The following is a 20,378-nucleotide window of genomic DNA, read 5'->3' as shown; positions in this document are numbered from 1 at the left end:
GGTCAGCCGAGCCGGTCGAACAGGATCGGTCCGTTGCCGGTGCCGACGATCAGCTCGCCTCGGGGGCCGGTGGCCAGGGCCGTGCAGGGGGAGGGCAGGGTGATGCGGCGCGGGATCGCGCCGCCGCGGGCGCGGGCGACCAGGAGCTGGGCACGGTCGCCGAGGACGTAGCGCTGCCGGTCGGGGAGGAGCACGCACAGGTCCGGGAAGAACGAGGGCGGGTGCTCGGTGCGCACGCCCACGCCCTCGGCGACTCCGTACCAGCGGCTGCGGCCCCGGAACCGGAACTCCCGGAATCGCCGCGGCCGCTCTCCAGGGGGCGCGAACAGGGTCCGGAGCCGGCTCCACGGCAGGATCACCGTGTCGACGTCGCTGACCAGCAGCAGTTCCCCGCCGTCGGGACCGGGCAGGGCGAAGGCGCCGACGACCCAACTGCTCGCCACCTGAAGAATCGCCCACTGGCGGGTCGTGGTGTCGAGCACGCCCAGCACCTCGGGGTCGAGCGCCAGCAGGACCAGCAGTCTGCCCGCGCAGTACACCGCCTGCTGGGTCCCGACGGGGAAGCCCTTCGTTCCGCCGACGGGACACGGCTCGTCGGCCAACGGGCCACGGTCGACGTCGAGGGCGAGAACCCGCTGGTGCACGGGCCAGTCGGTCGCGAGCGACAACAGCACCTGGTCCCCGGTCGCGTCGGGGAGCGTCGTGTGCCGCGCATCGGAACGCTCGTGGTCCAGGGGCAGGAAGACGGGACGGCCGTCCGCGGCAGGCGTGCCGTCCGGGCCGAGGTCCCAGTACTGCAGAAGCCGTTCCTCGTTCCGGGCGAAGAGCCGTGGCCGGCTTCCCGACACGGTGCCCAGCCAGTTCGGCGCGGACTCCCCGACCGGCCGCAGGCGACGGACCAGTGTGCCGTGCTCCGCGTCCCGGGCCTGGAGCGAGCCGTCGCCGCCGCCCGTCACCACCAGGAGTCCTCCCGGCCGTGCCGCGGCGGGCAGGGCGGCGACGGCCGTCACGGGACGGACCGCGTCGAGCGCCTCCACGACCCGGCGGCCCTCCGGTCCCTCCCGCAGCCACCAGATGTGGCCTCGGTCGTCACCGCACAGCAGTCCCTCCGCCGTCCGGTGCAGCGTGGCGACCGGTTCGGGCAGCCGTCGCTCCCAGCCGTCGTCGTGGGCGATCAGCCGGCCGTCGACACCGCCGCTCACCAGCCCGCCGGTGGTGTGGGCGAGTGCTCGCACCAGGCCCCGATGCGTGTGCCGGGCCGGGCCGAGGGGGCGGCAGGCCGGCAGGGACCACTCGCGCACCGAGCCGTCGAGCCCGCCCACGGCCAGTCGTCCGGTGCCGTCGGGCGCGAGGGCCAGGGCGGTGGTCCACACCTCCTCGGCGGGAGCCGGACCGTACACGTACATCCGCCCGGCGCCGACGTCCCAGCAGACGATCCGGCCCGTCCCGGTGCCGGCGACCAGGACGTCCCGGCCCCGTATCCGGCCCGTGGTCAGTTCGGTGAGCGTGTCCGCGACGGTGAACTCCTGCTCGGCGACCGGCGTTCCGGCGCGCAGGACGAGGATCCGGACGTGCCCGGCCAGCTCGCCGACGGCGGCGTAGTCGCGGCCGTCGGCGAGCCGGCCCACGGCCGCGCAGCTGACCGGGTGGATCGCCCTCACGCCGGGCCCGAGCGCCGGCACGGGCCACCAGCGCCGCCACAGTTCGTGCGACCTCGCCAGGTCCCAGCAGCGGATGACCCAGTCCTGCCCGACACTCACCAGAGCGGGCTCACCGGTCGGGCCGCGGATCTCCCCGAGCGCCAGCACCTGCAACTCGTGTGCGGTGACCCGCGTGGAGTCCGCCGCGTGCGGGGTGGGCCACAGGCGTACGACGCCGTCCGAGCCGCCGACGCAGACCGTGTCGCCGACCCGGCACAGCGCCGTCGCCGCGTGCTCCAGAACCTGGCCGCCGACGCGCTCGCCGGTCACCAGGTCGTAGATCTGCAGGCCGCGCCGGTCGCCCTGGACGCTGACACAGGCCGTGGGGCCGAGATCGAAGGCCACGGCGTGGACGCGGATCCGGTCCACGCGGATGGGCAGGCCGAGCGGACGTCCGTTGTCGAGGTCGATGCGGTGCAGACGGCCGTCCTCCGTCACGGCGGCGACGATCCACCGGCGTCCGACGCGGTGGGCGGCCAGCGAGATGGTCGGCGCGATGTCCGTCAGCAGGGTTCTGACGGGTTTGCCGGTGGCGAGGGACGACACCCGTACGGTGCGGTCCTCGCCCGCGGTGACCAGGAGGCGGCCGAGCGGGTGGGGCCCGATCTGCTCGATGAGGGTGACGGCGCCCTCATGGCCGGTGGCCGTCGTCTCCCGGCGCTCGTGGGTCTCCGACTCCAGGTGCACGACCCGGCCGTCGTCGCAACCCAGCAACAGCGTTCCGGCCGACTGTCTAGGCGCCGTGCACGCGGTCACGCGGTAGCCCGTCTCCGCCGGGGACAGCACCAGCTCGGTCACCCCCGTCAGCCAGTCCGCCCGCTCCTGCCAATCCTCCAGCGCCCACTTCGACTGCGAGCGGCGCTGGCGCCGGGTCAGCGGCGGATTGGCCCGGGTGGTGCCGAGTCGGTAGACGAGCAGATGCCCGCTCCGCATCCGCAGGGCCGCGACCGTCGGGAGCCCGTCCGGACCGGCCGCCACCACCAGTTGGTCCGCCGTCTGCGGAAAGTGCTCCTCGACCCGTGGGTCGACCTCCGGGACCGGTGGCAGCACCCAGGTACGCTGCGTGGCGCCCTGCCAGAGGTGCAGCAGGCGCGCGAAATGCGTCATGCGCACCCTGCCCCTGTCCAGCGCGGCATGAAAGTCGGCGTACAACCCCGCCGCGGCGTACCCCAGTTGAGGCACGGCGGTCAGGGTGCTCCGGAACCAGCGGGCCTCATGTTGGTCCAGGCGCGACATGCCCCCGTCGTCCAGGTCGATCCACACCGGGGTGCGCCGCTCCAGGTCCAGGAACCTGGCGCCGTCCTCCTGCGGCACCACCACCCCGCTCCCCAGCGCGAAGCTCATCCCGTCGTACCGACGCTCCCCCTGCTCCGGATTCCACGCCGCCCACCGCGCCCGCCACGGCAGTTCCTCCTCGCCCCGGTCGCAGGAGGCGGCCAGCGGCTCGGCGCGTCGGCACACCGCCGCCAGCCGGAGCCGGGCCCGTCCCTCCGGGTCCGCTCCCCGTCCCGCGCGGTCCCGCAGCTCCTCCTCCAGATCCCGCACGGCCCGCCCGGCCCGCCGTCCCTCCCGCGTCCGCAGTGCCGGCAGGGCCGCGAGCAGTCGCCCCGGCTCGGCGCCCAGCACGAACCCGGCGTCCTGCACCAGCGGGTCGAGCACCCCGCCCTCCCCCGCGTGCAGCGCCAGGTACCGGCGCACATAGGGGTGTTCGACGGGCCGCAGCGTCTCGGTGATCGTCCGCTGGACGGCCTCCGTGTCCCGCCCCTCCCTCAGGTACTCGATCAGCGCCCGGTGGTACACCCGGTACACCGATCCCCCGGCTTCCACGCTCTCCACGACGTACGACCCCGCCGCCTGCCGCAGCCATACGACGTGCTCGTCGCCGTAGTCCCGGCCGGTGAGCGCCGAGGCCAGGCGCGGCCAGACGCCCGCCCAGGGCAGGCCGGCGCCCTGGGCGTAGGCGAGCGGCAGCAGGAGGTCGCGGGCGCGGGCGGCGAGGGGGCCGTGGCGCTGGACCAGGTCGCGTTCCATGGCCTCGCCGGGCAGTCTGGGCAGCCCGTCGCGCCAGGTCCGGTCGTACGGGTCCGGGGGGCGGGGTTCCCGGGCCAGGGTGCGGGCGGTGATGCGGGCGACGAGGAAGGAGCGGCCGGCGGCCTCGGCGACCGCTTCGGCGACGGCGTCCAGGAGGCGGGGCTCGGTCCGCCGCAGGGTGGAGCCGGGGGCGGTGAGCAGCTTGCGGGCGTAGGCGCGGACGGCGCCGGGGTCGCCGTACCGCTCGGAGTCGAGGTGGATGCGCGGTGCGTCGGCGGGCAGTCGGTCGGCGATGTGCGGGCGGGCGCCGACCAGGAGGCGCAGCGGGAGGCGGCGTTCGGGGTCGGTGAGCGGGGCGAGGAGTTCGTCGACGGTCTCGTGCGGGGCGAGGGCCTCGTCGAGGGAGTCGAGGAGGACGACCAGGGGTCTGCTGCGGGTCTGCAGATGGGCGGAGAGCGCGCCGAGGGAGTCGGCGGCGCAGCCGGCCGCGGCGGACAGGGCGTCCAGCAACTGGCGGGTGGTCACATGACTGGCGTTGACGCGGACGTCGACGTCTCCGGGGCGCGGCAGCAGCGGCGGCAGTCCGTCGCGGGGCACGGCGTCCGCGCGCTCGGGGTCGGTGAGCACCGCGACCATCCCGAGCACCGACGACTTGCCGGAGCCGGGGTCCCCGGTGACCACGCACAGGCGTTCCTCGGCGCGGCGCGGATCGAGCCAGGTCGTGATGTCGCCCAGGGCCACATGCCGGCCGGTGAAGTCCCAGACCTCCTCGGTGGCCACGTCGGTGCCGCGGGCCCGGGGCAGGAAGAAGCCGCGCATGTCCTGTTCGCGGGCGTCCTTCTCGCGGGCGGCGACGGCCACGATCCGGTCGATCTCCTCCAGCTTCAGCCCGGCGGCGTCGGGCAGGTACCGGGGGTTGGGCAGGAAGGCGGGGATGTCGCCGGTGGCGTGGGCGAGGGACCAGACCGGGCGCTGGGCGGGCGGCACCTCGGGGTCGGCGCTGATGGCCGCCATGACCTGTTCGAGGCTGATGTGGGCGGTTGCGTGTCCGGCCGTGGCATGGCGGCGCACGGCCCGGTCGAAGGCGGCCGAGAGCGCCCCGGTGAAGGCCTCCTCCTTGCGGCGGGACGCGGCGACCAGCACCAGGCCGGTGCTGCCGTGCTCGGTGACCGGCTCCCGGTAGCGGCGGGCGTCGAGGGCGCGGCGCAGGGCCTTGTCGGCGCCTTCCTCGGCGTAGCAGGCGTCGATCAGCACGAGCAGCCGCTCGACGGAGGTGCCCTGCCAGACCTGGCCGACCAGGTCCTCGGTGGGCAGGGCCGTGCCGTACAGGTCGTCCGTGCGGCTGTCCCGCAGGAGCAGGTAGTGACCGTGGCTGTCGGGGTCGATGACGCCGTGGGCGGCGAGGTAGACGACGACGTGGTCGTCGGGGCGGCGGTCGGGGTCGGTGGCGAAGCCGCGCAGTGCGGCGCACAGGTCCTCGCGGGTGGGATCGAGACCGGCGTCGGCACCCCGGCGGTAGCCGAGCTCGTCGAGGAACAGGTTCTCGATCCGGCGCAGGTCGTCGGCCAGTTCGGCGCGTTCGGCCTCGGGGTGTGCCGACACCTCGGTGACGGCGGCGGCGATGAGATAGCGGCGCGGGGGGCCGGTGGCCGGGCCGGGCGCCGGGGCCTCAGCGGGGGACGCGGCAGCCATCGGAGACCGCTCGGCCGGCCTCGGCCGTGTTCAGGTAGCGCGTCGCGTCGTGCGCCCGGGCCCCGTTGTGGACCACATGGCAGCGGACGCGCTCGCCGAACAGCGGCCGCAGGTCCTTCACCAGGGCGACGACGTCTCCCTCGTCGGCGAGGTTGGTCCACTGTTCGACACCGCCCGGCCAGTCGCCGGGTCGGCCGTGCACGCCGGTGCGCAGCCGGTCGAAGACCAGGTTGCGGATGCCCAGGGGCGACCCGGCCGTCACCAGGGCCCGCACCGGCCACCGGGGGTGCGCGCAGAGGGCCTCGTAGGCCACGACGCTGCCCAGGGAGTGCGCCACGACCACCCGGGTCCGTTCGTCCACGGCGGCGGCGACCCGCGCCTGGACGGCGTCCCGTACGGCGGTGTCGCACAGATAGGCACGGACCTGTTTGAGGTCGAGGACGAGGGCGCGCAGGGCGACGCCCGCGAAGAAGCGGGACCGGCTGAGGGCGTTCAGGGCGCGCTGGACCGCCTGCGGGGTGCGCGCGAGGGTCCGCGCGTCCGGCGGCAGGACGGCGGGATCCGTGCGGGCCGCCTCCTGCCACAGGGCGAGGAGCAGCTCCGTCTCGAAGCCCGCTTCGACGTCGGAGGCGTCGAGCGGCGGGTCGCCGACGGCGAGGGTGCGGCCGGGCCGGCGGAACAGGTCGCCGAAGAAGACGCAGCGCACGTCGTCGGGCGTCAGGGCGAGCGAGGAGCCGGCGCGCAGCAGGCCGTCGGCGAGCGCGGTGTGCCAGGCGGAGGCCAACTGGCGCTCCCCCGCGTGCTGTTGACCGACACCGTGGATGCAGACCACCCGCGTCATGGCGTCCCCCTGTCGCCGGGCCGAGGCTGGATCACCTTAGCAACGGGGGTGCCCGCACGGGACGTTCCGCGTCAGTCCAGCACCCGGGAGAGATACGCCCGCAGCAGCTCCCGCATCTCGGCGATGATCTTCTCGTCGCCGTCGGGGGCCACCCGGAACGCCAGGTGGACCAGGGTGTCCGCGGTCTCCACCGCGATGAGGAAGGTGCGCCGCAGATCCTCGTCGGCGTCGCGGCCGAGGTAGCCGGAGAGGAGTGCGATGAGGCGGTCGGCGACCCGGTGGTTGGGTTCGGCGACGCGGGCGCCGACGGGGATCTGGTTGCCGAAGTCGATGAGGGAGAAGCCGGGCACCGTGCGCTTCATGGCGAGGTACTCGTCCAGTACGGCGTCCAGGGCCACCCGCCAGCCCCCGTCGGCGCCCTGGAGGCGCTCGCCGACCTGCTCGGTGAAGCGTTCGAGGTTGCGCTGGGCGAGGGCGTCGGCCATCTGCCGTTTGTTGCCGAAGAAGCGGTAGACGGAGCCGATGGGGACGCCGGCCCGCTGGGCGACGGCCCGTGTGCTCAGGTCGTCGTAGCCGACCTCGTCGAGGAGGTCGGCGCAGGCGTCGAGGATCCTGGTCAGCCGTTCGGCGCTGCGCCGCTGCACGGGGGCTCGGCGGAGCGATGTCGCGGATGTCGCGTGGGGCACGGGCTTCATGATGCCTTTCCGGCGCGGTCCGGTGAACCTCGCCCCCCAGTACGGACATACGTGCCCGGTGCACTCAGCGCGTCCGGCGTGGTGGCGGTGGCCTCCGGACCCGGCGTGCCGTCCGGGCGGGGCGACGCGTCCGGACTCGGTGACGCCTCCGCGCCCGACGCGGTGATGTCGGCCGCGCTCTCCACCGCCTCGCCGTCGACCGCCCACACCGTGCCGTCGTCGGCGTAGAGGCGGGCGGTGACGGTGTGGGTGCCGCGCGGGACGAGGTCGCCGGGGATGCGGCAGTCCGGGGTGCGCAGCCGGGAGACGAGGTCGCCGTCGACGTACAGGTAGACCAGTCCGCGTCCCTTGACGGCCTCGGGTTTCGCGCCGGCCGGGGAGAAGCGGAAGTTGCTGACGGTCAGGCGTACGTCCCAGCTGGCGTCCGTCTCCGGCTGCACCTCGATGCCGACCTCGGGGGCGTCCTTGTCGTCCACCTCACGGTAGTGCCGCCCCTCCTCGTCGGTGTCCTTGAGGACCTTGCCCACCGGTGAGGGCGACACCGCTCGCTCCTTCTGTCGCCCGTCGTCCGAATCGCAGCTCGCGGTTCCGGTCAGCACAAGGACACAGACCGCGAGCGCGGTCGGCAGGGCCCGCGTCCACGACATGCCGGGAGCGTAGAACAGTCATCCGAAAGTCGGATCCCCCTGAAGACTGGTTGTTCATCCTCCCTGATGAGGAGGCCCGCCCCGGGAGCGGGCCGATCACCGGACCGATCACCGGACCGGGCGCTCCCCCTTGCGCGGACGAAAACGCATTCCTACGGTGGTCCATAGGAATCAGAGCGCAAGGGAGCGATCATGAGCGGGGACGCGCGGAAGACCGCGGAGGGCCTGACCTACCTCTCCGGGTTCGGCAACGAGCACAGCTCGGAGGCGGTCCCGGGGGCACTGCCCGAGGGCCGCAACTCACCGCAGCGCGCCCCCCTCGGCCTCTACGCGGAACAGCTGAGCGGTACGGCGTTCACCGAACCCCGCGCCCACAACCGCCGCTCCTGGCTGTACCGCATCCGCCCCTCCGCGGCCCACCCGGCGTTCACCCACACCCACCACGGCCGGATCCGTACGGCCCCCTTCACCGAGTCCGTCCCGGACCCGAACCGGCTGCGCTGGAACCCCCTCCCCGACCCCACGGAGGGCACCGACTTCCTGGCCGGCCTGTGGACCCTGGGCGGCAACGGCGACGTGACCCAGCGCACCGGCATGGCCGTGCACCTCTACCACGCCACCGACTCCATGGACCGTGTCTTCAGCGACGCCGACGGCGAGCTGCTGATCGTCCCGGAGCGCGGCGGGCTCCTGCTGCGCACCGAGTTCGGGCTGCTGCACGCCGAGCCCGGCCAGGTCGCCCTGATCCCGCGGGGCGTCCGCTTCCGGGTCGAGCTCCTCGACACCTCGGCCCGCGGTTACGTCTGCGAGAACTACGGCGCCCCCTTCCGCCTCCCCGACCTCGGCCCGATCGGCGCCAACGGTCTCGCGAACGCCCGCGACTTCAAGGCGCCCGTCGCCGCGTACGAGGACGTCGAGGGCCCGGTGGAGGTGGTGAACAAGTTCTGCGGCAACCTCTGGACGGCGACGTACGACCACTCCCCGCTGGACGTGGTCGCCTGGCACGGCAACCACCTCCCGTACGTCTACGACCTGCGCCGCTTCAACGTCATCGGGTCGATCTCGTACGACCACCCGGACCCGTCGATCTTCACGGTGCTGACGTCGCCGAGCGACACCCCCGGTCTCGCCGGGGTCGACTTCGTCGTCTTCGCGCCGCGCTGGCTGGTGGGCGAGGACACCTTCCGGCCGCCGTACTTCCACCGGAACGTGATGAGCGAGTACATGGGCCTCATCGAAGGCGCCTACGACGCCAAGGCGGAGGGCTTCGTGCCGGGCGGCGGCTCGCTGCACAACATGATGTCGGCGCACGGTCCCGACCGGGACACCTTCGACAGGGCGAGCGCGGCGGAGCTGGCGCCACGGAAGGTCGACGACGGACTGGCGTTCATGTTCGAGACGCGCTGGCCGGTCACGCTCACCGCGCACGCGGCCCAGGCGGACCATCTGCAACGCCACTACGACGACGTGTGGAAGGGCCTGGAGCGCCACTTCCGCCCCTTGCACTGAAGATCCCCGACCGGTACGGATGGCCTGGTGACCTCCTTCGCCCCGGACTCGATCGTCCTGAACCGCAAACTGCCGCTCTGGTACCAGGTGTCGCAGTCGCTGCGCGCCTCGATACTGGGCCGCTCGCCCCAGGACCCGCTGCGGCTGCCCACCGAGGAGCAGCTGGCGGGGCACTACGGGGTGAGCGTGCTGACCATGCGGCAGGCGCTCAAGGAGCTGGAGGACGAGGGGCTGATCACCCGCCACCGCCGGCGCGGCACGTTCATCGAGCCGAACGCCCTGCGGACCGCGCCCGTGCGGCTGCTCGGCTCGGTGGACGCGATCGTGGCCCAGCAGTCGGGCATGACCACAGAGCTGCTCGACCACGGCAAGGGACCGGTGCCGCCCGAACTCGCCGAGCACTTCCCCGATCTGGACGAGGTGGGCACGTACCACCGGCTGCGCTCCGACGAGAAGACAGGCGAGCCGACCAACCACGCGCGCAACTGGATCCGCCCCGAACTCGCCTCCCGGGTCGACCCGGAGGACCTGGTCCGCTGGCCGATGACGAAGGTGCTGCGGGATGTCGTCGGCGCGGACATCAGCCGCATCACGGACACCGTGGAGGCCCGCCTCGCGGACCCGGAGACGGCCCAGCTCCTCCAAGTACCGCTGCTCAGCCCGATCCTGCACTACACGGGCGTCACCTACGACACGCAGGGCCGGGTGCTGGACGCGGCGGTCATCCACTACCGCGGCGACCGCTTCTCCTTCACGGTGACCTTGGAGGCGACCTGACCCCGGTGCCGTTTCCAAGTCGTACGATGCCCAGCGTGACGCACGACGACGCTCCGCTGCTCGCGGACCTCATGCCGTGGTCCGTCGCACCGCCGCGGCTCGGCCGGGGGTGGCCGGCGGGACCGGACGCGGCATCCCTGAAAGCCCGCTGGGACGCCCTGCTGAAGGCCGAAGGCCCGGACCGGGACGCCCTGTTCGAGCCGACGCGCTCCCGCACCCTGCGCTCCGCGGTCGGGCAGCTGCCGGGCCGGACCGGTGGTACGGAGAAGCTGGTCCGGGCGACCGGTCCTTGCCCGGAGCCCGTCCGCGTCCTGTCCGCCCCCTTCGACGAACAGTGGCTGATCCCCGATCACCGTCTGATCGACACCGCCCGCCCGGAGTTGTGGCGGGTGGCGGACGACGACCAGGTGTTCGTCGCGGAGACGGCGGGGGGAGGCGCGGGCCCGCTGCTGGTCGCCACGTCACTGTTCCCGCTGCTGCGGCCGGGCCGCGTCCGCCCGCTGTACCGCCGCCCGGGAGGCGGTGAACCGAACCTGGCTCCGGGCCTGTTGGAGGTCCTGGGCGAACGCCTGGGCCTGGCCCCGTCCCCGCTGGACGTGCTGGCCTGGATCATGACGGCCGTCCGCCCCGACCTGACCGTCCCGCTCACCGACAACCCCGAGCTCTGGGCGCGGGGCGTCGGGTCGGGCCACCGCCTGCTGTGGCTGATGCGCCGCGACGGCGACCGCCCCAAGCTGCCGGGAGGCCGTCGCCCCTACGTCAGAGCCCCCCTCCCCTCCCGTCCCCTCACCCTCCACTACGACCGCGACGAGGAGGCCCTGCACCTCGACGAGGGCCGCATCTCCCCGGTGCCACCGGAGGCGTGGGACTACGAGGTGGCCGGGGTGAGGGTCCTGGAGGAGTGGTTCACGGCGCGCACGGCAGAACCCGAGCCGGGCACCCTGGCAGCGATCCGCCCGGCGACCTGGACCCAGACATGGACGTCGGAACTCCTGGAGCTGATCACGGTGTTGGCGCTGCTGGCGGAGGTGGGCCCGCTTCAGGACGAGTTGACGTCGAGGATCAGAACGACGGACCTGCGCAAGGCGGGCGTCCTGCCGGTGCCGGACTCGGCAAGGCGCCCGGCATCGGTTCTCGACCACCACGAGGAAGGCCCGGAAGGGCAACTGGGCCTGATCTAACGCCGCTGCGGATCGAACGCGTCCAGCACCCGCTCCAACGCCCGCCGGAACACACCCTCCAGATCGATCGGCCCGCTCTGCTCCATGAACGCCGCCGCCAGCCTCGGATACGCCCCGGTCGCCACCTGACTTCCGAGGTAGGCGATCCGCACCGCGTTCTCCTCCTCCTCGGACCACGGCATCGACCGCGTCCGCTCGGCCGTCGCGATCTCGTTCGCGGTGTACGTCGTCACCACCCCGTTGAGCAGCGCGACCAGCTCCGTCTTGGTGGCGTACGGGAGGTCGAGCGGCTCCAGACAGTCCAGGCAGTGCTCCAGATAGCGCAGGCTGTTGGGGCTGAAGCCGTAGACCCCTGACATCAGCCGCGGCACCCAGGTGTGCCGGTGCATGATCCCTCGGGTCTCCATCGCGTTGCGGAGCATGTCGGCACGCCAGTCGCCCGAGGGCTCCCGGATCTCGTGCTCCCCGCCGATCGCGTCGATCATCAGCTCGTACAGGTCCTCCTTACGGGGGACGTAGTTGTACAGCGACATCGTGCCGCAGCCCAGCTCGGCCGCGACGCGCCGCATCGACAGCCCGTCCAGGCCCTCGGTGTCGGCGATCCGCACGGCCGCGGCCGCGATGTCGGCGCGCGTGTACGCCGGCTTCGGCCCACGCCCCGCACGCTCGGGGCGCGCCCAGATCACTTCGGGTACGGCCGCTCGGCCCGCCATCGGTCATCACCTCGGCCACCATCCTAGTTACGTACAGCGTACGTAGTGCGCTATGGTCAACCCATGACTACTACGTACGCTGTACTTAGTGAGGGTCTGGAGAAGCGGTTCGGTGAGGTGCGTGCCCTGCGTGGGCTGGACCTGGCCGTTCCGCGGGGCACGGTCTGCGGGGTGCTCGGACCGAACGGGGCGGGCAAGACGACGGCGGTACGGCTGCTGACGACGCTGCTGCGCCCGGACGCGGGGTCGGCGCGGGTCGCGGGGCACGACCTCGTCCGCGAGGCCGCGGCGGTACGGCGCGCCATAGGCGTGACCGGGCAGTACGCGTCGGTCGACGGGGACCTCACCGGCCGGCAGAACCTGCGGCTGTTCGCCCGGCTGCACCGGATGCGGGCGCCGAACGAGCGGGCCGGCGAGCTGCTGGAGCGCTTCGGGCTGGCCGAGGCCGCCGACCGGCCCGCGTCCACCTACTCGGGCGGGATGCGCCGCCGTCTCGACCTCGCGGCGAGCCTGGTCCGCCGCCCCGAGGTCCTCTTCCTGGACGAGCCGACGACCGGCCTCGACCCGGCGAGCCGCGGGGACATCTGGGACGCGGTGCGGGAGCTGAAGCGGGACGGCACGACGGTCCTGCTGACCACCCAGTACCTGGAGGAGGCGGACCAGCTCGCCGACGACATCGCCCTGGTGGACCGGGGCCTGGTGGCCCACACCGGATCACCGGCCCAGCTCAAGGCGGTGATCGGCACCTACGTAGAGGTCGTCGTCGCGGACCCGGACGTGCTCGTACAGGCGGCCGGTGTGCTCGACCGGCTCACCGGCGGGCAGCCCTCGTTCGACCACGAGCGGGTGGCCGTGGGCGCGGTCACCCGGGACAGCACGCTCACGCTGCCGCGCCTGGTGCGGGAACTCGACGCGGCGGGAGTGCCGTTGCTCGACGCGAGTCTCAGACCACCCACGCTGGACGACGTGTTCCTGCGTCTGACGGCCGAGCGGGAGCAGGAGGTAGCCGCATGAGCACCCTCACCCACGACGGCACGGCCATGCTGGGCCGGCAGCTGCTGCGGGTCCGCAACAACCCGGCGCTGGTGATCCTGACCCAGACCATGCCGATCAGCATGCTGCTGTTCTTCGGCTACGTCTTCGGCAGCGCGCTGGCTATGCCGGGCGCGGAGTACCGCTCGTTCCTGGTGCCGGGGCTGCTGGTGGCGACCGCCGCCAACGGGATCATGACCGGGATGTTCCAGGCGGCGCAGGACGTGCACCGGGGGGTCACGGACCGGCTGCGGACGCTGCCGGTGAGCCGGGCCGCCGTGCCGGTGGGCCAGGCGGTCGCCGATCTGGTGGTCACGGCCGTGGGCACGGTGCCGTTCCTGCTGGTCGGGCTCGCGGTGGGGTGGCGGATCGAGGGGTCCGCGGCGGAGGCGGTCGCGGCCGTGGGGCTCCTGCTGCTGTTCCGGTTCGCGTGCACCTGGGCCGGGATCTTCCTCGGGCTGCTGACGCGGAGCGAGGAGGCGGCCGGTCAGCTGGGCAGCGCGACCTTCATGCTGCCGCTGCTGTCCAACGCCTACATCCCGACCGGCAACCTGCCGGGCTGGCTGCGGGCGATCGCCGAGTGGAACCCGATCAGCGCGCTCACCACGGCTCTGCGGGAGCTGTTCGGCAACGCGCCCGTCCCGCAGGGGGCCGCGTGGCCGGTGGCGCATCCGGTCGCCGGGTCGCTGGCGTGGTGCGCGGTGCTGCTGGCGGTGTTCGTGCCGCTGGGGGTACGCCGGTACGCGCGCGGCGAGGGGTGAACTCCGGCGCGCGAGAGGTGAGTTGAACGGCCAGGCTTACGGAAGCCCCGGGGTGCCCCGGGGCTTCTTCGTCAACGGGTGGGCGTCGCGGACGAGTTCATGCGGAGCGGGGGGAGGTGCGTACTCGCGCCGGGCGGCCGCACCCGGAGGGTGCCGCATGCCGTGGGGATGACGGACGACGGGTTCGCGGCGCCGTGCCGGACCGGTGTGACCGCCCGAGCGCGAGTCGGGAGCTCAGCGCCCGCCGAACAGCGATCGACGCAGTCGGCGCAGCGGCGCGAAGAGCGAGACCCGACGGACCCGCGCCTTCTGGTCGCTCTGGTTGCGCACGGGCTCACGCGCTGTCAGCTCACGCATCAGCGTGGTGGCCTCGGCAGCCTTCTGCTGCGGCACCACGGGACCCCCGAGCACCGCGAGATGGCGGTCGAGACGCGAACTGGTCGCGCTGCTCCCGCAGGTGATCGCAGGGACCCTGGCCCTGCTGCGCACTGTTATCTGTTCCATGTCACTCCCCACCCGTACGAGTCCACCCGGCCCGGGCAGGGTAACCCTATCGCCCCCACGGGGCACTCGTGTATCGCGGTCACAGGATTCACCTTCCCCGTAAGGGTGTTGACGACCCCTCCTTGATTACTCTCCGAATCCAACCGATTTCAGGGCGAGTTGGACAACTGGCTGGCTGGTGGGTTGCGGTGACCCTCCGTCGGGCTCGACGGTCACAGCGAGTGATGTGGCCGCCTTGTCGAGACCGGTCGCGACCAAGGGCGTGTCGCCCTCGAAGAGCCCGAGGGAGCGCGGTTGCGCGCCGGGGCGCATGAGCCACAACTGGTTCACGCGGCCGCTCGGGACGTCGTCGTATCCGCGCAACGTGATGACCGCCTGCCCCTCCGCCGCGGACGCGATCACGCCGATGCTGCGGCCGTCCGCGTCCTTTCCCGTACTGGCCCGGGCGTCCGGAGCTGCGAGAACGTGGGCGATCTCACGCGCCTGGGCACGCTCGGCGTTCAGCTGGTCCTGCGTCTGGTTCGCCTGTACGGCGAACAGGGAGGCGACGACGAGCGCGGCGGCGGCCGTGGCGGTGGCGAACGGCACGAACAGGGGGCGGCGCGCACGGGGCGCGTGGGAGCGCGACGGCAGTGGTTGCGTGCCCCAGACGTGCGGCGGCAGTTGCGTTGTCCGGGCGCGCGCCTCGGGCTCGCGCGCCCGGGCCGGCTCCTGCGCCGTGGTGCGGACGGCGGCCAGCACACGGTCACGCATCGCGGGCGGCGGCGGGGCCGCCGTCGACCAGGCCAGCCGGACGGCGTCCTCGGTCAGGGCGCGGACCTCGGCGGCGCAGACCGGACACTTCCTCAAGTGCTTCTCGAAGCGGGTCCGCTCGGCCCGCTCCAGGGCGTCCAGGGCGTAGGGGGCGGCCAGCGAGTGCGGGTCGTCGCGGCGCAGCATCTTGTCGAGCAGGCTCACGCCACACCTCCCAGGCACTCGCGCAGCCGGGTCAGTCCGTCGCGCATCCGGGTCTTGACGGTGCCCAGCGGCAGCGAGAGCCGCTCGGCCACTTCACGGTACGTGTAGCCGTCGTAGTAGGCGAGGGTGACGGACTGGCGCTGGAGGTCGGTCAGCCGATCCAGGCAGCGGCGCACCCACTCGCGTTCGAGTCCCGCCTCGACCTCCTCGGTCACCTGGTCGAAGGCGGTGTGGTGGGCCCGGCGGGCCTCCCGCTGCTCGCGCTCGCCGGCCGCGCGGGCGCTGCGCACCCGGTCCACGGCCCGCCGGTGGGCGAGGGTGAGGACCCAGGACAGGGCGCTGCCCCGGCCGGGGTCGAACCGCGCGGCGGAGCGCCAGAGTTCGAGCAGCACTTCCTGAGCCACCTCCTCGGACTGCGCCGGATCGCGCACGACCCGTCGTACGAGCCCGAACACCGGCCCGGACACCAGTCCGTACAGCATCTCGAATGCCTTCTGGTCACCGCCGGCCACGAGTACCAGAAGCTCGTCCGCCTCCAACTCGTCTCCCCCTCCCGCGAACCCGCACCCGGGTCGTCCTTTCCCACGAGGTATTCGCAACGAACACACCTCCGGATGGGGTTACGGATCAGAACGTCGAAAACGCGGGTCGAGCTGCGAGGAAATAAGTTTTCAGGTTCGACCAATCCGGCCCGCCCCCTGCTCCGAATCTCCCAGCGTCAGGCAAGTTGGACTGAGGACGGACGGCATGACACCTATCTCCAAGAGCGGTGCGGGGCGCAGGAGCCTTGTGACCCTCGTATGTGGTGCGCTGGCCGCCGGGGGGCTCGCAGCCGCCGGCGTGGCCACGCTGGAACCGGGGGCGGCCTCCGCCTCCAGTCACCGGGAGGCCCCGCTGATCTCGGGCGACCCGCAGTACGACAACACGGACGTGTACGCCTTCGTCAGCCCGGACAAGCCGGACACGACGACGATCATCGCCAACTGGATCCCCTTCGAGGACCCGGCGGGCGGCCCGAACTTCTACACGTTCGCCGAGGACGCTCAGTACGACATCCACGTCGACAACAACGGTGACGCGCAGGGCGAGCTGCTCTTCCGCTACACCTTCAAGACGCACACGAAGAACAAGAAGACGTTCCTCTACAACACCGGTGCCGTCGAGAGCCTCGACGACCCCGACCTGAACGTCACGCAGTCGTACGACCTGGAGCTGTTCAAGCTCCACAACCAGAGGGTCGTCTCCAAGACGAAGCTCGCCGACGACGTGCCCGTCGCCCCGTCGAACGTCGGCAAGGCGTCGATGCCGAACTACGGCAAGCTGCGCAAGGAGGCGATCCACGAACTGTCCAGCGGCGCCACGACGTTCGCCGGCCAGGCCGACGACCCGTTCTTCCTGGACCTGCGCGTCTTCGACCTGCTGTACGGCGGGAACCTGTCCGAGGTCGGCCGGGACACGCTCAAGGGCTACAACGTCAACTCCATAGCCCTCCAGGTGCCGACGGACATGATCACGGAGTCCGCGGAGCAGCCGATCGTCGGCATCTGGTCGACGACCCAGCGCAAGAACGCCCAGGGCTACTACTCCCAGGTCTCCCGCCTCGGCAACCCGTTGGTGAACGAGGTCGTCAACCCCATCGAGGACAAGGACAAGTTCAACGCGTCCGCGCCCTGGAACGACGCCGACTTCCTGGACAACGTGACCAACCCGGAGCTGCCGAAGCTCATCGAGGCGATCTACAAGATCAAGGCGCCCGCCGAGCCTCGCAACGACCTGGTCGACGTCTTCCTGAAGGGCGTCGAGGGCCTCAACCAGCCGCCGCACGTGCGGCCGGCGGAGGAGCTGCGCCTCAACACGTCCATCAAGCCGACGCATGATCCCAAGCGGCTCGGGGTGCTCGACGGCGACAACGCGGGCTTCCCGAACGGGCGTCGGCTCTCCGACGACGTGCTCGACGCGGCGCTCCAGGTCGTCGAGGGTGAACTGGTCGGTTCCAAGAACGACTTGGGTGACGCGGTCGACAAGAACGACAAGAAGTTCGGCAAGTCGTTCCCGTACCTGGCCAACCCGACGGCGGGTTCGCGGGGTGCGCTGGCCAAGGGCACGAGTGGTGGCAACGACGTCCGTAACCAGCTCGGTGACGCGTTGCAGCCGGCCGGGACCTCCGGGGGCATGGACGACACCACGCTGATCGCCGCGAGCGCCGGTGCGGGCGCAGCCGGTATCGCCCTCGTGGGCGCCGGCCTCATGTGGTGGCGGCGGATGAGGACTCGGCCGTACTAGGTCGTCTCTCGGCTGCGAGTGGCCCTTGCGGCTGACATCCCCTTGTCTGGCGCGACCCGCGCGTACTCATCCCCCACGGCGCGGGTCGCGCCGCACTGTTCGACATATCTAGGAGAGGGCATGGCCTCGCAAACGCATGACGACCCGCCGGGAAGGCGCTGGGGGCGGATCGTTCAACTCAGCGGCTCCGCCGTGCTGTTGGCCATCGCGCTCACCGGCGGGTCCATCGCCTTCGGCGCCCTGCGGGACGGCGGCGGTACGAGTGCCGCCGCCGCGCCGAGCGCCATGTCACCGGCGCTGCTCTCCAACGGAGACCTCGACACGAGCATCGCCTCTCTCCAGGACCATCTCCGTTCCCAGCCGAAGGACTACGGCGGCTGGGCCACCCTCGGCCTCGCCTATGTCGAGCAGGCCCGCACCAAGGGCGACCCCTCCCGCTATCCGCAGGCCGACAAGGCCCTGGACCGGTCGTTGAAGCTGAAACCGGACAACGAGCAGGCCCTCGCCGGGCGCGCCGCCCTCGCCGCGGCCCGGCACGACTTCGGCCACGCCCTGAAGTACGCCGACCAGGTGCTGAAGCAGAACCCCTACAACGAGCGGGCCCTCTCCTCGCGGGTCGACGCGCTTGTCGAGCTCGGCCGTTACGCCGACGCCGCGAAGGCCGCCGACACGGCCGACGCCCGCAAGCCCGGCGTCCCGGTCTTCACCCGGTACGCGTACGTCCGGGAGCTGCGCGGTGACGTCACGACCGCCGAGCGGGTGCTGAAGCAGGCGCTCGGCTCCGCGACCACCCCGGGCGACGTGGCGTACGTGGCCGCCCAGCTCGGCCAACTCGCCTGGAACCAGGGCGACTACAAGTCGGCCCTCACCTATTACGCCCGTGCGCTCGCCGCCGACGAGGACTACATCCCCGCCCTCGAAGGACGCGCCCGCGCGCAGGCCGCGAGCGGCGACCGGGCCACCGCCCTCAAGAACATGGAGGACGTGGTCGCCCGCTATCCGCTGCCGGGACCGCTGGTCGAGCTGGGTGAGCTGTACGAGCGGGAGGGCGAGCGGGCGAAGGCCGACGACCAGTACGCCCTCGTCGACGCCTGGACCGCCCTCGCCCGCGCCAACGGCGTCAACGCCGACCTCGACACCGCCCTCGCCGCCGCCGACCACGGCGACAAGGCCGCGGCGCTGCGCGCGGCCCGCGCCGAGTGGGCCCGCCGGCACACCGTGCACACCGCGGACGCCCTCGCCTGGGCCCTGCACGTCAACGGCAAGGACGCCGAAGCCCTGCCCTACGCCCGCGAGGCCACCGCCACCGGGTACCGCAGCGCCGCGTTCCTCTACCACCGCGGCATGATCGAGCGCGCCACCGGCCACGCCGAGGACGCCCGCGCCCATCTCGCCGCGGCCCTGAAACTGAACCCCGGCTTCTCGCCCCTGGGCGCCGCCGAGGCCCGTAAGGCACTGAAGACGCTGGAGGCGGCCAAGTGAGGACCCGTCGTCTGTTCGCCTCCGGTGCGGCCGTCCTGACGGCCGTGTGCGCGCTCGTGCTCGTCCCCTCCGGCGGTGCGAGCGCGCACCCCCTCGGCAACTTCACCGTCAACCGCTACGACGGACTGGTCACCGCTCCCGGGCAGCTCCGGGTCGACCATGTCGAGGACCTCGCCGAGATCCCGGCGACCCAGGCCAAGCCGGACATCGAGAAGCTGGGCATGGGCGCATGGGCCCGGGAGCGCTGCGAGACGGCGGCGAGAGGCAGCGAGGTCACGGTCGACGGCAGGGCGGCGACCCTGAGCGTCAGGAGCAGCAAGGCGGCGGTACGGCCCGGTCAGGCCGGGCTGGACACCTTGCGCGTGGAGTGCGAACTGACGGCACCGCTCCCCGAGGACGCGGCCGTTTCCCTGGGCTTCCGCAGCGCGGGCGCGGCCTCCGGCCCCGGCTGGCGGGAGATCACCGCGCGCGGCGACCGGACGACGCTGACGGCCTCGGACGTACCGAAGACCTCGGTCTCCCGCGAACTGACCACCTATCCGGGTGAGTTGCTCTCCTCCCCCGCCGACACCACCACCGCGACGCTGCGCGTCCGCCCCGGTGGCCCCGCCCTCGCCGAGGACCGTGCCGACGCCCCCGCCGCCTCCGTCCTCCCGCGCGGCGCCGACCGCTGGACGCGGGCGCTGGACTCCCTGGTCGCCCGCCACGACCTCACCGTGGGCTTCGCCGCCCTCGCCCTGCTCATCGCCGTCGCTCTCGGCGCCCTGCACGCCCTCGCCCCGGGCCACGGCAAGACCCTGATGGCCGCGGTGGCCACCGCCCGCGGCGGCAAGGCCCGCCTGAAGGACGTCATGCCCCTGGCCGCGTCGGTCACGGTCACCCACACCCTCGGCGTGGTCGCGCTGGGCCTCCTGGTCACGGCGGGCTCGGGGGCGGCGCCCTCGGTGATCACCTGGTTGGGCGTCGCGAGCGGCGCGCTGGTGATCGGGGCGGGCCTGACCCTCGTACGACGGGCCTGGCACCAGCGCGGACATGCGCACGCGCAGGTGTCCGCCGCGGCCCCCAAGCGCGAGTTGGCGCTGGTCGGCGCCCACCCCCACGGCCACTCTCATGGCCATGAACATGAACATGGCCACGATCACGATCACTCGCACGCGCATACCCACACGCACACCCACGGTGGCTTCACCCACAGCCACTCCATCGCCCCCACCCTCCGCGGCACGATCCTCCTCGGCTTCGCCGGCGGGCTCGTCCCCAGCCCCTCCGCGGTCGTCGTGCTCGTGGGCGCGATGGCGCTCGGGCAGGCGTGGTTCGGCTTCCTGCTCGTCGTGGCGTACGGCGTGGGACTCGCCCTCACGCTCACCGCGGCGGGGTTCGCCGTCGTCAGGCTGGGTACCGGGATGAATCGGCTGCTGGACCGGCGCCCCCGCTGGACCACGCATCCGGTCACGGCCCTCGTGCGTCGCCACGCGCCGCTGATGTCGGCGTTGCTCGTCGTGGCGCTCGGGGCTGGATTGGTGCTCAAGGGGGCGGCATCCGCACTCGGCTGAGCTACTTTTGGGGAGAAATC

Annotated in this window: 16 protein-coding genes; 8 read left to right on the top strand and 8 right to left on the bottom strand. The window is 72.6% G+C overall.

Annotated features, from left to right (window positions below; translation table 11 throughout):
* Nucleotides 1-2 precede the first annotated feature (2 nt).
* The 4 genes from ACIHIX_RS19880 to ACIHIX_RS19865 form a co-directional block, all read right to left on the bottom strand.
* Nucleotides 3-5,423 carry a caspase family protein gene (locus ACIHIX_RS19880; RefSeq protein ID WP_399957623.1) on the bottom strand — a complete coding sequence of 1,807 codons (5,421 nt, stop codon included), beginning with the start codon at nucleotides 5,421-5,423 and terminating at the stop codon, nucleotides 3-5.
* Nucleotides 5,401-6,264, bottom strand: coding sequence for a hypothetical protein (locus tag ACIHIX_RS19875; protein ID WP_399957621.1), 864 nt, complete (start codon nucleotides 6,262-6,264; stop codon nucleotides 5,401-5,403). The genes ACIHIX_RS19880 and ACIHIX_RS19875 overlap by 23 nt, the downstream gene beginning before the upstream one ends.
* 71 nt (nucleotides 6,265-6,335) lie before the next feature.
* Nucleotides 6,336-6,959, bottom strand: coding sequence for a TetR family transcriptional regulator (locus ACIHIX_RS19870; RefSeq protein ID WP_399957619.1), 624 nt, complete (start codon nucleotides 6,957-6,959; stop codon nucleotides 6,336-6,338).
* A complete protein-coding gene (locus ACIHIX_RS19865) occupies nucleotides 6,956-7,606 on the bottom strand; it encodes a hypothetical protein (protein WP_399957616.1) in 651 nt (216 codons plus the stop codon). The genes ACIHIX_RS19870 and ACIHIX_RS19865 overlap by 4 nt, the downstream gene beginning before the upstream one ends.
* Nucleotides 7,607-7,798: 192 nt before the next feature.
* Here ACIHIX_RS19865 and hmgA point away from each other — a divergent pair, with 192 nt between their 5' ends.
* The 3 genes from hmgA to ACIHIX_RS19850 are packed head-to-tail and all read left to right on the top strand — an operon-like array spanning nucleotide 7,799 to nucleotide 11,073.
* Nucleotides 7,799-9,115, top strand: coding sequence for a homogentisate 1,2-dioxygenase (hmgA, locus tag ACIHIX_RS19860; protein ID WP_399957613.1), 1,317 nt, complete (start codon nucleotides 7,799-7,801; stop codon nucleotides 9,113-9,115).
* Between the two features lie 27 nt (nucleotides 9,116-9,142).
* Nucleotides 9,143-9,892, top strand: coding sequence for a GntR family transcriptional regulator (locus ACIHIX_RS19855; protein ID WP_399957610.1), 750 nt, complete (start codon nucleotides 9,143-9,145; stop codon nucleotides 9,890-9,892).
* 26 nt (nucleotides 9,893-9,918) lie between these two features.
* The gene (locus ACIHIX_RS19850) at nucleotides 9,919-11,073 is read left to right on the top strand and encodes a type ISP restriction/modification enzyme (protein WP_399957606.1); all 1,155 of its coding nucleotides are present in this window, start codon (nucleotides 9,919-9,921) and stop codon (nucleotides 11,071-11,073) included.
* Here the strand turns inward: ACIHIX_RS19850 and ACIHIX_RS19845 are convergent.
* Complete coding sequence (locus tag ACIHIX_RS19845; RefSeq protein WP_399957603.1) at nucleotides 11,070-11,786, bottom strand: TetR/AcrR family transcriptional regulator; 717 nt, start codon at nucleotides 11,784-11,786, stop codon at nucleotides 11,070-11,072. The two genes, ACIHIX_RS19850 and ACIHIX_RS19845, sit on opposite strands and share 4 nt — an antisense overlap.
* Before the next feature lie 63 nt (nucleotides 11,787-11,849).
* On the opposite strand from ACIHIX_RS19845, the gene ACIHIX_RS19840 reads away from it, so the two are divergent.
* A complete protein-coding gene (locus tag ACIHIX_RS19840) occupies nucleotides 11,850-12,800 on the top strand; it encodes an ATP-binding cassette domain-containing protein (RefSeq protein WP_399957600.1) in 951 nt (316 codons plus the stop codon).
* Nucleotides 12,797-13,579, top strand: coding sequence for an ABC transporter permease (locus tag ACIHIX_RS19835; RefSeq protein ID WP_399957597.1), 783 nt, complete (start codon nucleotides 12,797-12,799; stop codon nucleotides 13,577-13,579). The genes ACIHIX_RS19840 and ACIHIX_RS19835 overlap by 4 nt, the downstream gene beginning before the upstream one ends.
* A gap of 234 nt (nucleotides 13,580-13,813) precedes the next feature.
* Here the strand turns inward: ACIHIX_RS19835 and ACIHIX_RS19830 are convergent, their stop codons facing one another.
* The 3 genes from ACIHIX_RS19830 to ACIHIX_RS19820 all read right to left on the bottom strand — a co-directional run bounded on the left by ACIHIX_RS19830 (nucleotide 13,814) and on the right by ACIHIX_RS19820 (nucleotide 15,579).
* Nucleotides 13,814-14,083, bottom strand: coding sequence for a hypothetical protein (locus tag ACIHIX_RS19830; protein ID WP_399957594.1), 270 nt, complete (start codon nucleotides 14,081-14,083; stop codon nucleotides 13,814-13,816).
* A gap of 126 nt (nucleotides 14,084-14,209) precedes the next feature.
* Nucleotides 14,210-15,022 (bottom strand): anti-sigma factor domain-containing protein, encoded by an 813-nt coding sequence (locus tag ACIHIX_RS19825; protein WP_399958561.1) that lies wholly within the window; start codon nucleotides 15,020-15,022, stop codon nucleotides 14,210-14,212.
* Between the two features lie 14 nt (nucleotides 15,023-15,036).
* A complete protein-coding gene (locus ACIHIX_RS19820; protein WP_399957591.1) occupies nucleotides 15,037-15,579 on the bottom strand; it encodes a sigma-70 family RNA polymerase sigma factor in 543 nt (180 codons plus the stop codon).
* Nucleotides 15,580-15,787: 208 nt separating this feature from the next.
* Between ACIHIX_RS19820 and ACIHIX_RS19815 the strand changes: the two genes are divergently transcribed.
* Genes ACIHIX_RS19815 through ACIHIX_RS19805 form a run of 3 tightly spaced genes read left to right on the top strand, consistent with a single transcriptional unit; the run spans nucleotide 15,788 to nucleotide 20,358 of the window.
* Entirely contained in the window at nucleotides 15,788-17,323 is a 1,536-nt protein-coding gene (locus ACIHIX_RS19815) for a DUF4331 domain-containing protein (protein WP_399957588.1), read from the top strand.
* A gap of 12 nt (nucleotides 17,324-17,335) precedes the next feature.
* A complete protein-coding gene (locus ACIHIX_RS19810; protein ID WP_399958558.1) occupies nucleotides 17,336-18,805 on the top strand; it encodes a tetratricopeptide repeat protein in 1,470 nt (489 codons plus the stop codon).
* Nucleotides 18,802-20,358, top strand: coding sequence for a sulfite exporter TauE/SafE family protein (locus ACIHIX_RS19805; RefSeq protein WP_399957585.1), 1,557 nt, complete (start codon nucleotides 18,802-18,804; stop codon nucleotides 20,356-20,358). The genes ACIHIX_RS19810 and ACIHIX_RS19805 overlap by 4 nt, the downstream gene beginning before the upstream one ends.
* Nucleotides 20,359-20,378: the final 20 nt, after the last annotated feature.

Source organism: Streptomyces sp. NPDC051913, assembly GCF_044593635.1.
Lineage (GTDB): Bacteria > Actinomycetota > Actinomycetes > Streptomycetales > Streptomycetaceae > Streptomyces.
Note: the sequence above shows the minus strand (reverse complement) of the source record. Positions and strands in the feature narration are given on the sequence as shown.

Bases quoted from the DNA above. Each gene is read 5' to 3' on its own strand.
- ACIHIX_RS19835 (WP_399957597.1), top strand. From the start codon at position 12,797: ATGAGCACCCTCACCCACGACGGCACGGCCATGCTGGGCCGGCAGCTG.
- ACIHIX_RS19845 (WP_399957603.1), bottom strand. From the start codon at position 11,786: ATGGCGGGCCGAGCGGCCGTACCCGAAGTGATCTGGGCGCGCCCCGAG.
- ACIHIX_RS19875 (WP_399957621.1), bottom strand. From the start codon at position 6,264: ATGACGCGGGTGGTCTGCATCCACGGTGTCGGTCAACAGCACGCGGGG.
- ACIHIX_RS19815 (WP_399957588.1), top strand. From the start codon at position 15,788: ATGACACCTATCTCCAAGAGCGGTGCGGGGCGCAGGAGCCTTGTGACC.
- ACIHIX_RS19865 (WP_399957616.1), bottom strand. From the start codon at position 7,606: ATGTCGTGGACGCGGGCCCTGCCGACCGCGCTCGCGGTCTGTGTCCTT.
- ACIHIX_RS19880 (WP_399957623.1), bottom strand. From the start codon at position 5,423: ATGGCTGCCGCGTCCCCCGCTGAGGCCCCGGCGCCCGGCCCGGCCACC.
- ACIHIX_RS19850 (WP_399957606.1), top strand. From the start codon at position 9,919: ATGCCCAGCGTGACGCACGACGACGCTCCGCTGCTCGCGGACCTCATG.
- ACIHIX_RS19825 (WP_399958561.1), bottom strand. From the start codon at position 15,022: ATGCTGCGCCGCGACGACCCGCACTCGCTGGCCGCCCCCTACGCCCTG.
- hmgA (WP_399957613.1), top strand. From the start codon at position 7,799: ATGAGCGGGGACGCGCGGAAGACCGCGGAGGGCCTGACCTACCTCTCC.
- ACIHIX_RS19830 (WP_399957594.1), bottom strand. From the start codon at position 14,083: ATGGAACAGATAACAGTGCGCAGCAGGGCCAGGGTCCCTGCGATCACC.
- ACIHIX_RS19840 (WP_399957600.1), top strand. From the start codon at position 11,850: ATGACTACTACGTACGCTGTACTTAGTGAGGGTCTGGAGAAGCGGTTC.
- ACIHIX_RS19870 (WP_399957619.1), bottom strand. From the start codon at position 6,959: ATGAAGCCCGTGCCCCACGCGACATCCGCGACATCGCTCCGCCGAGCC.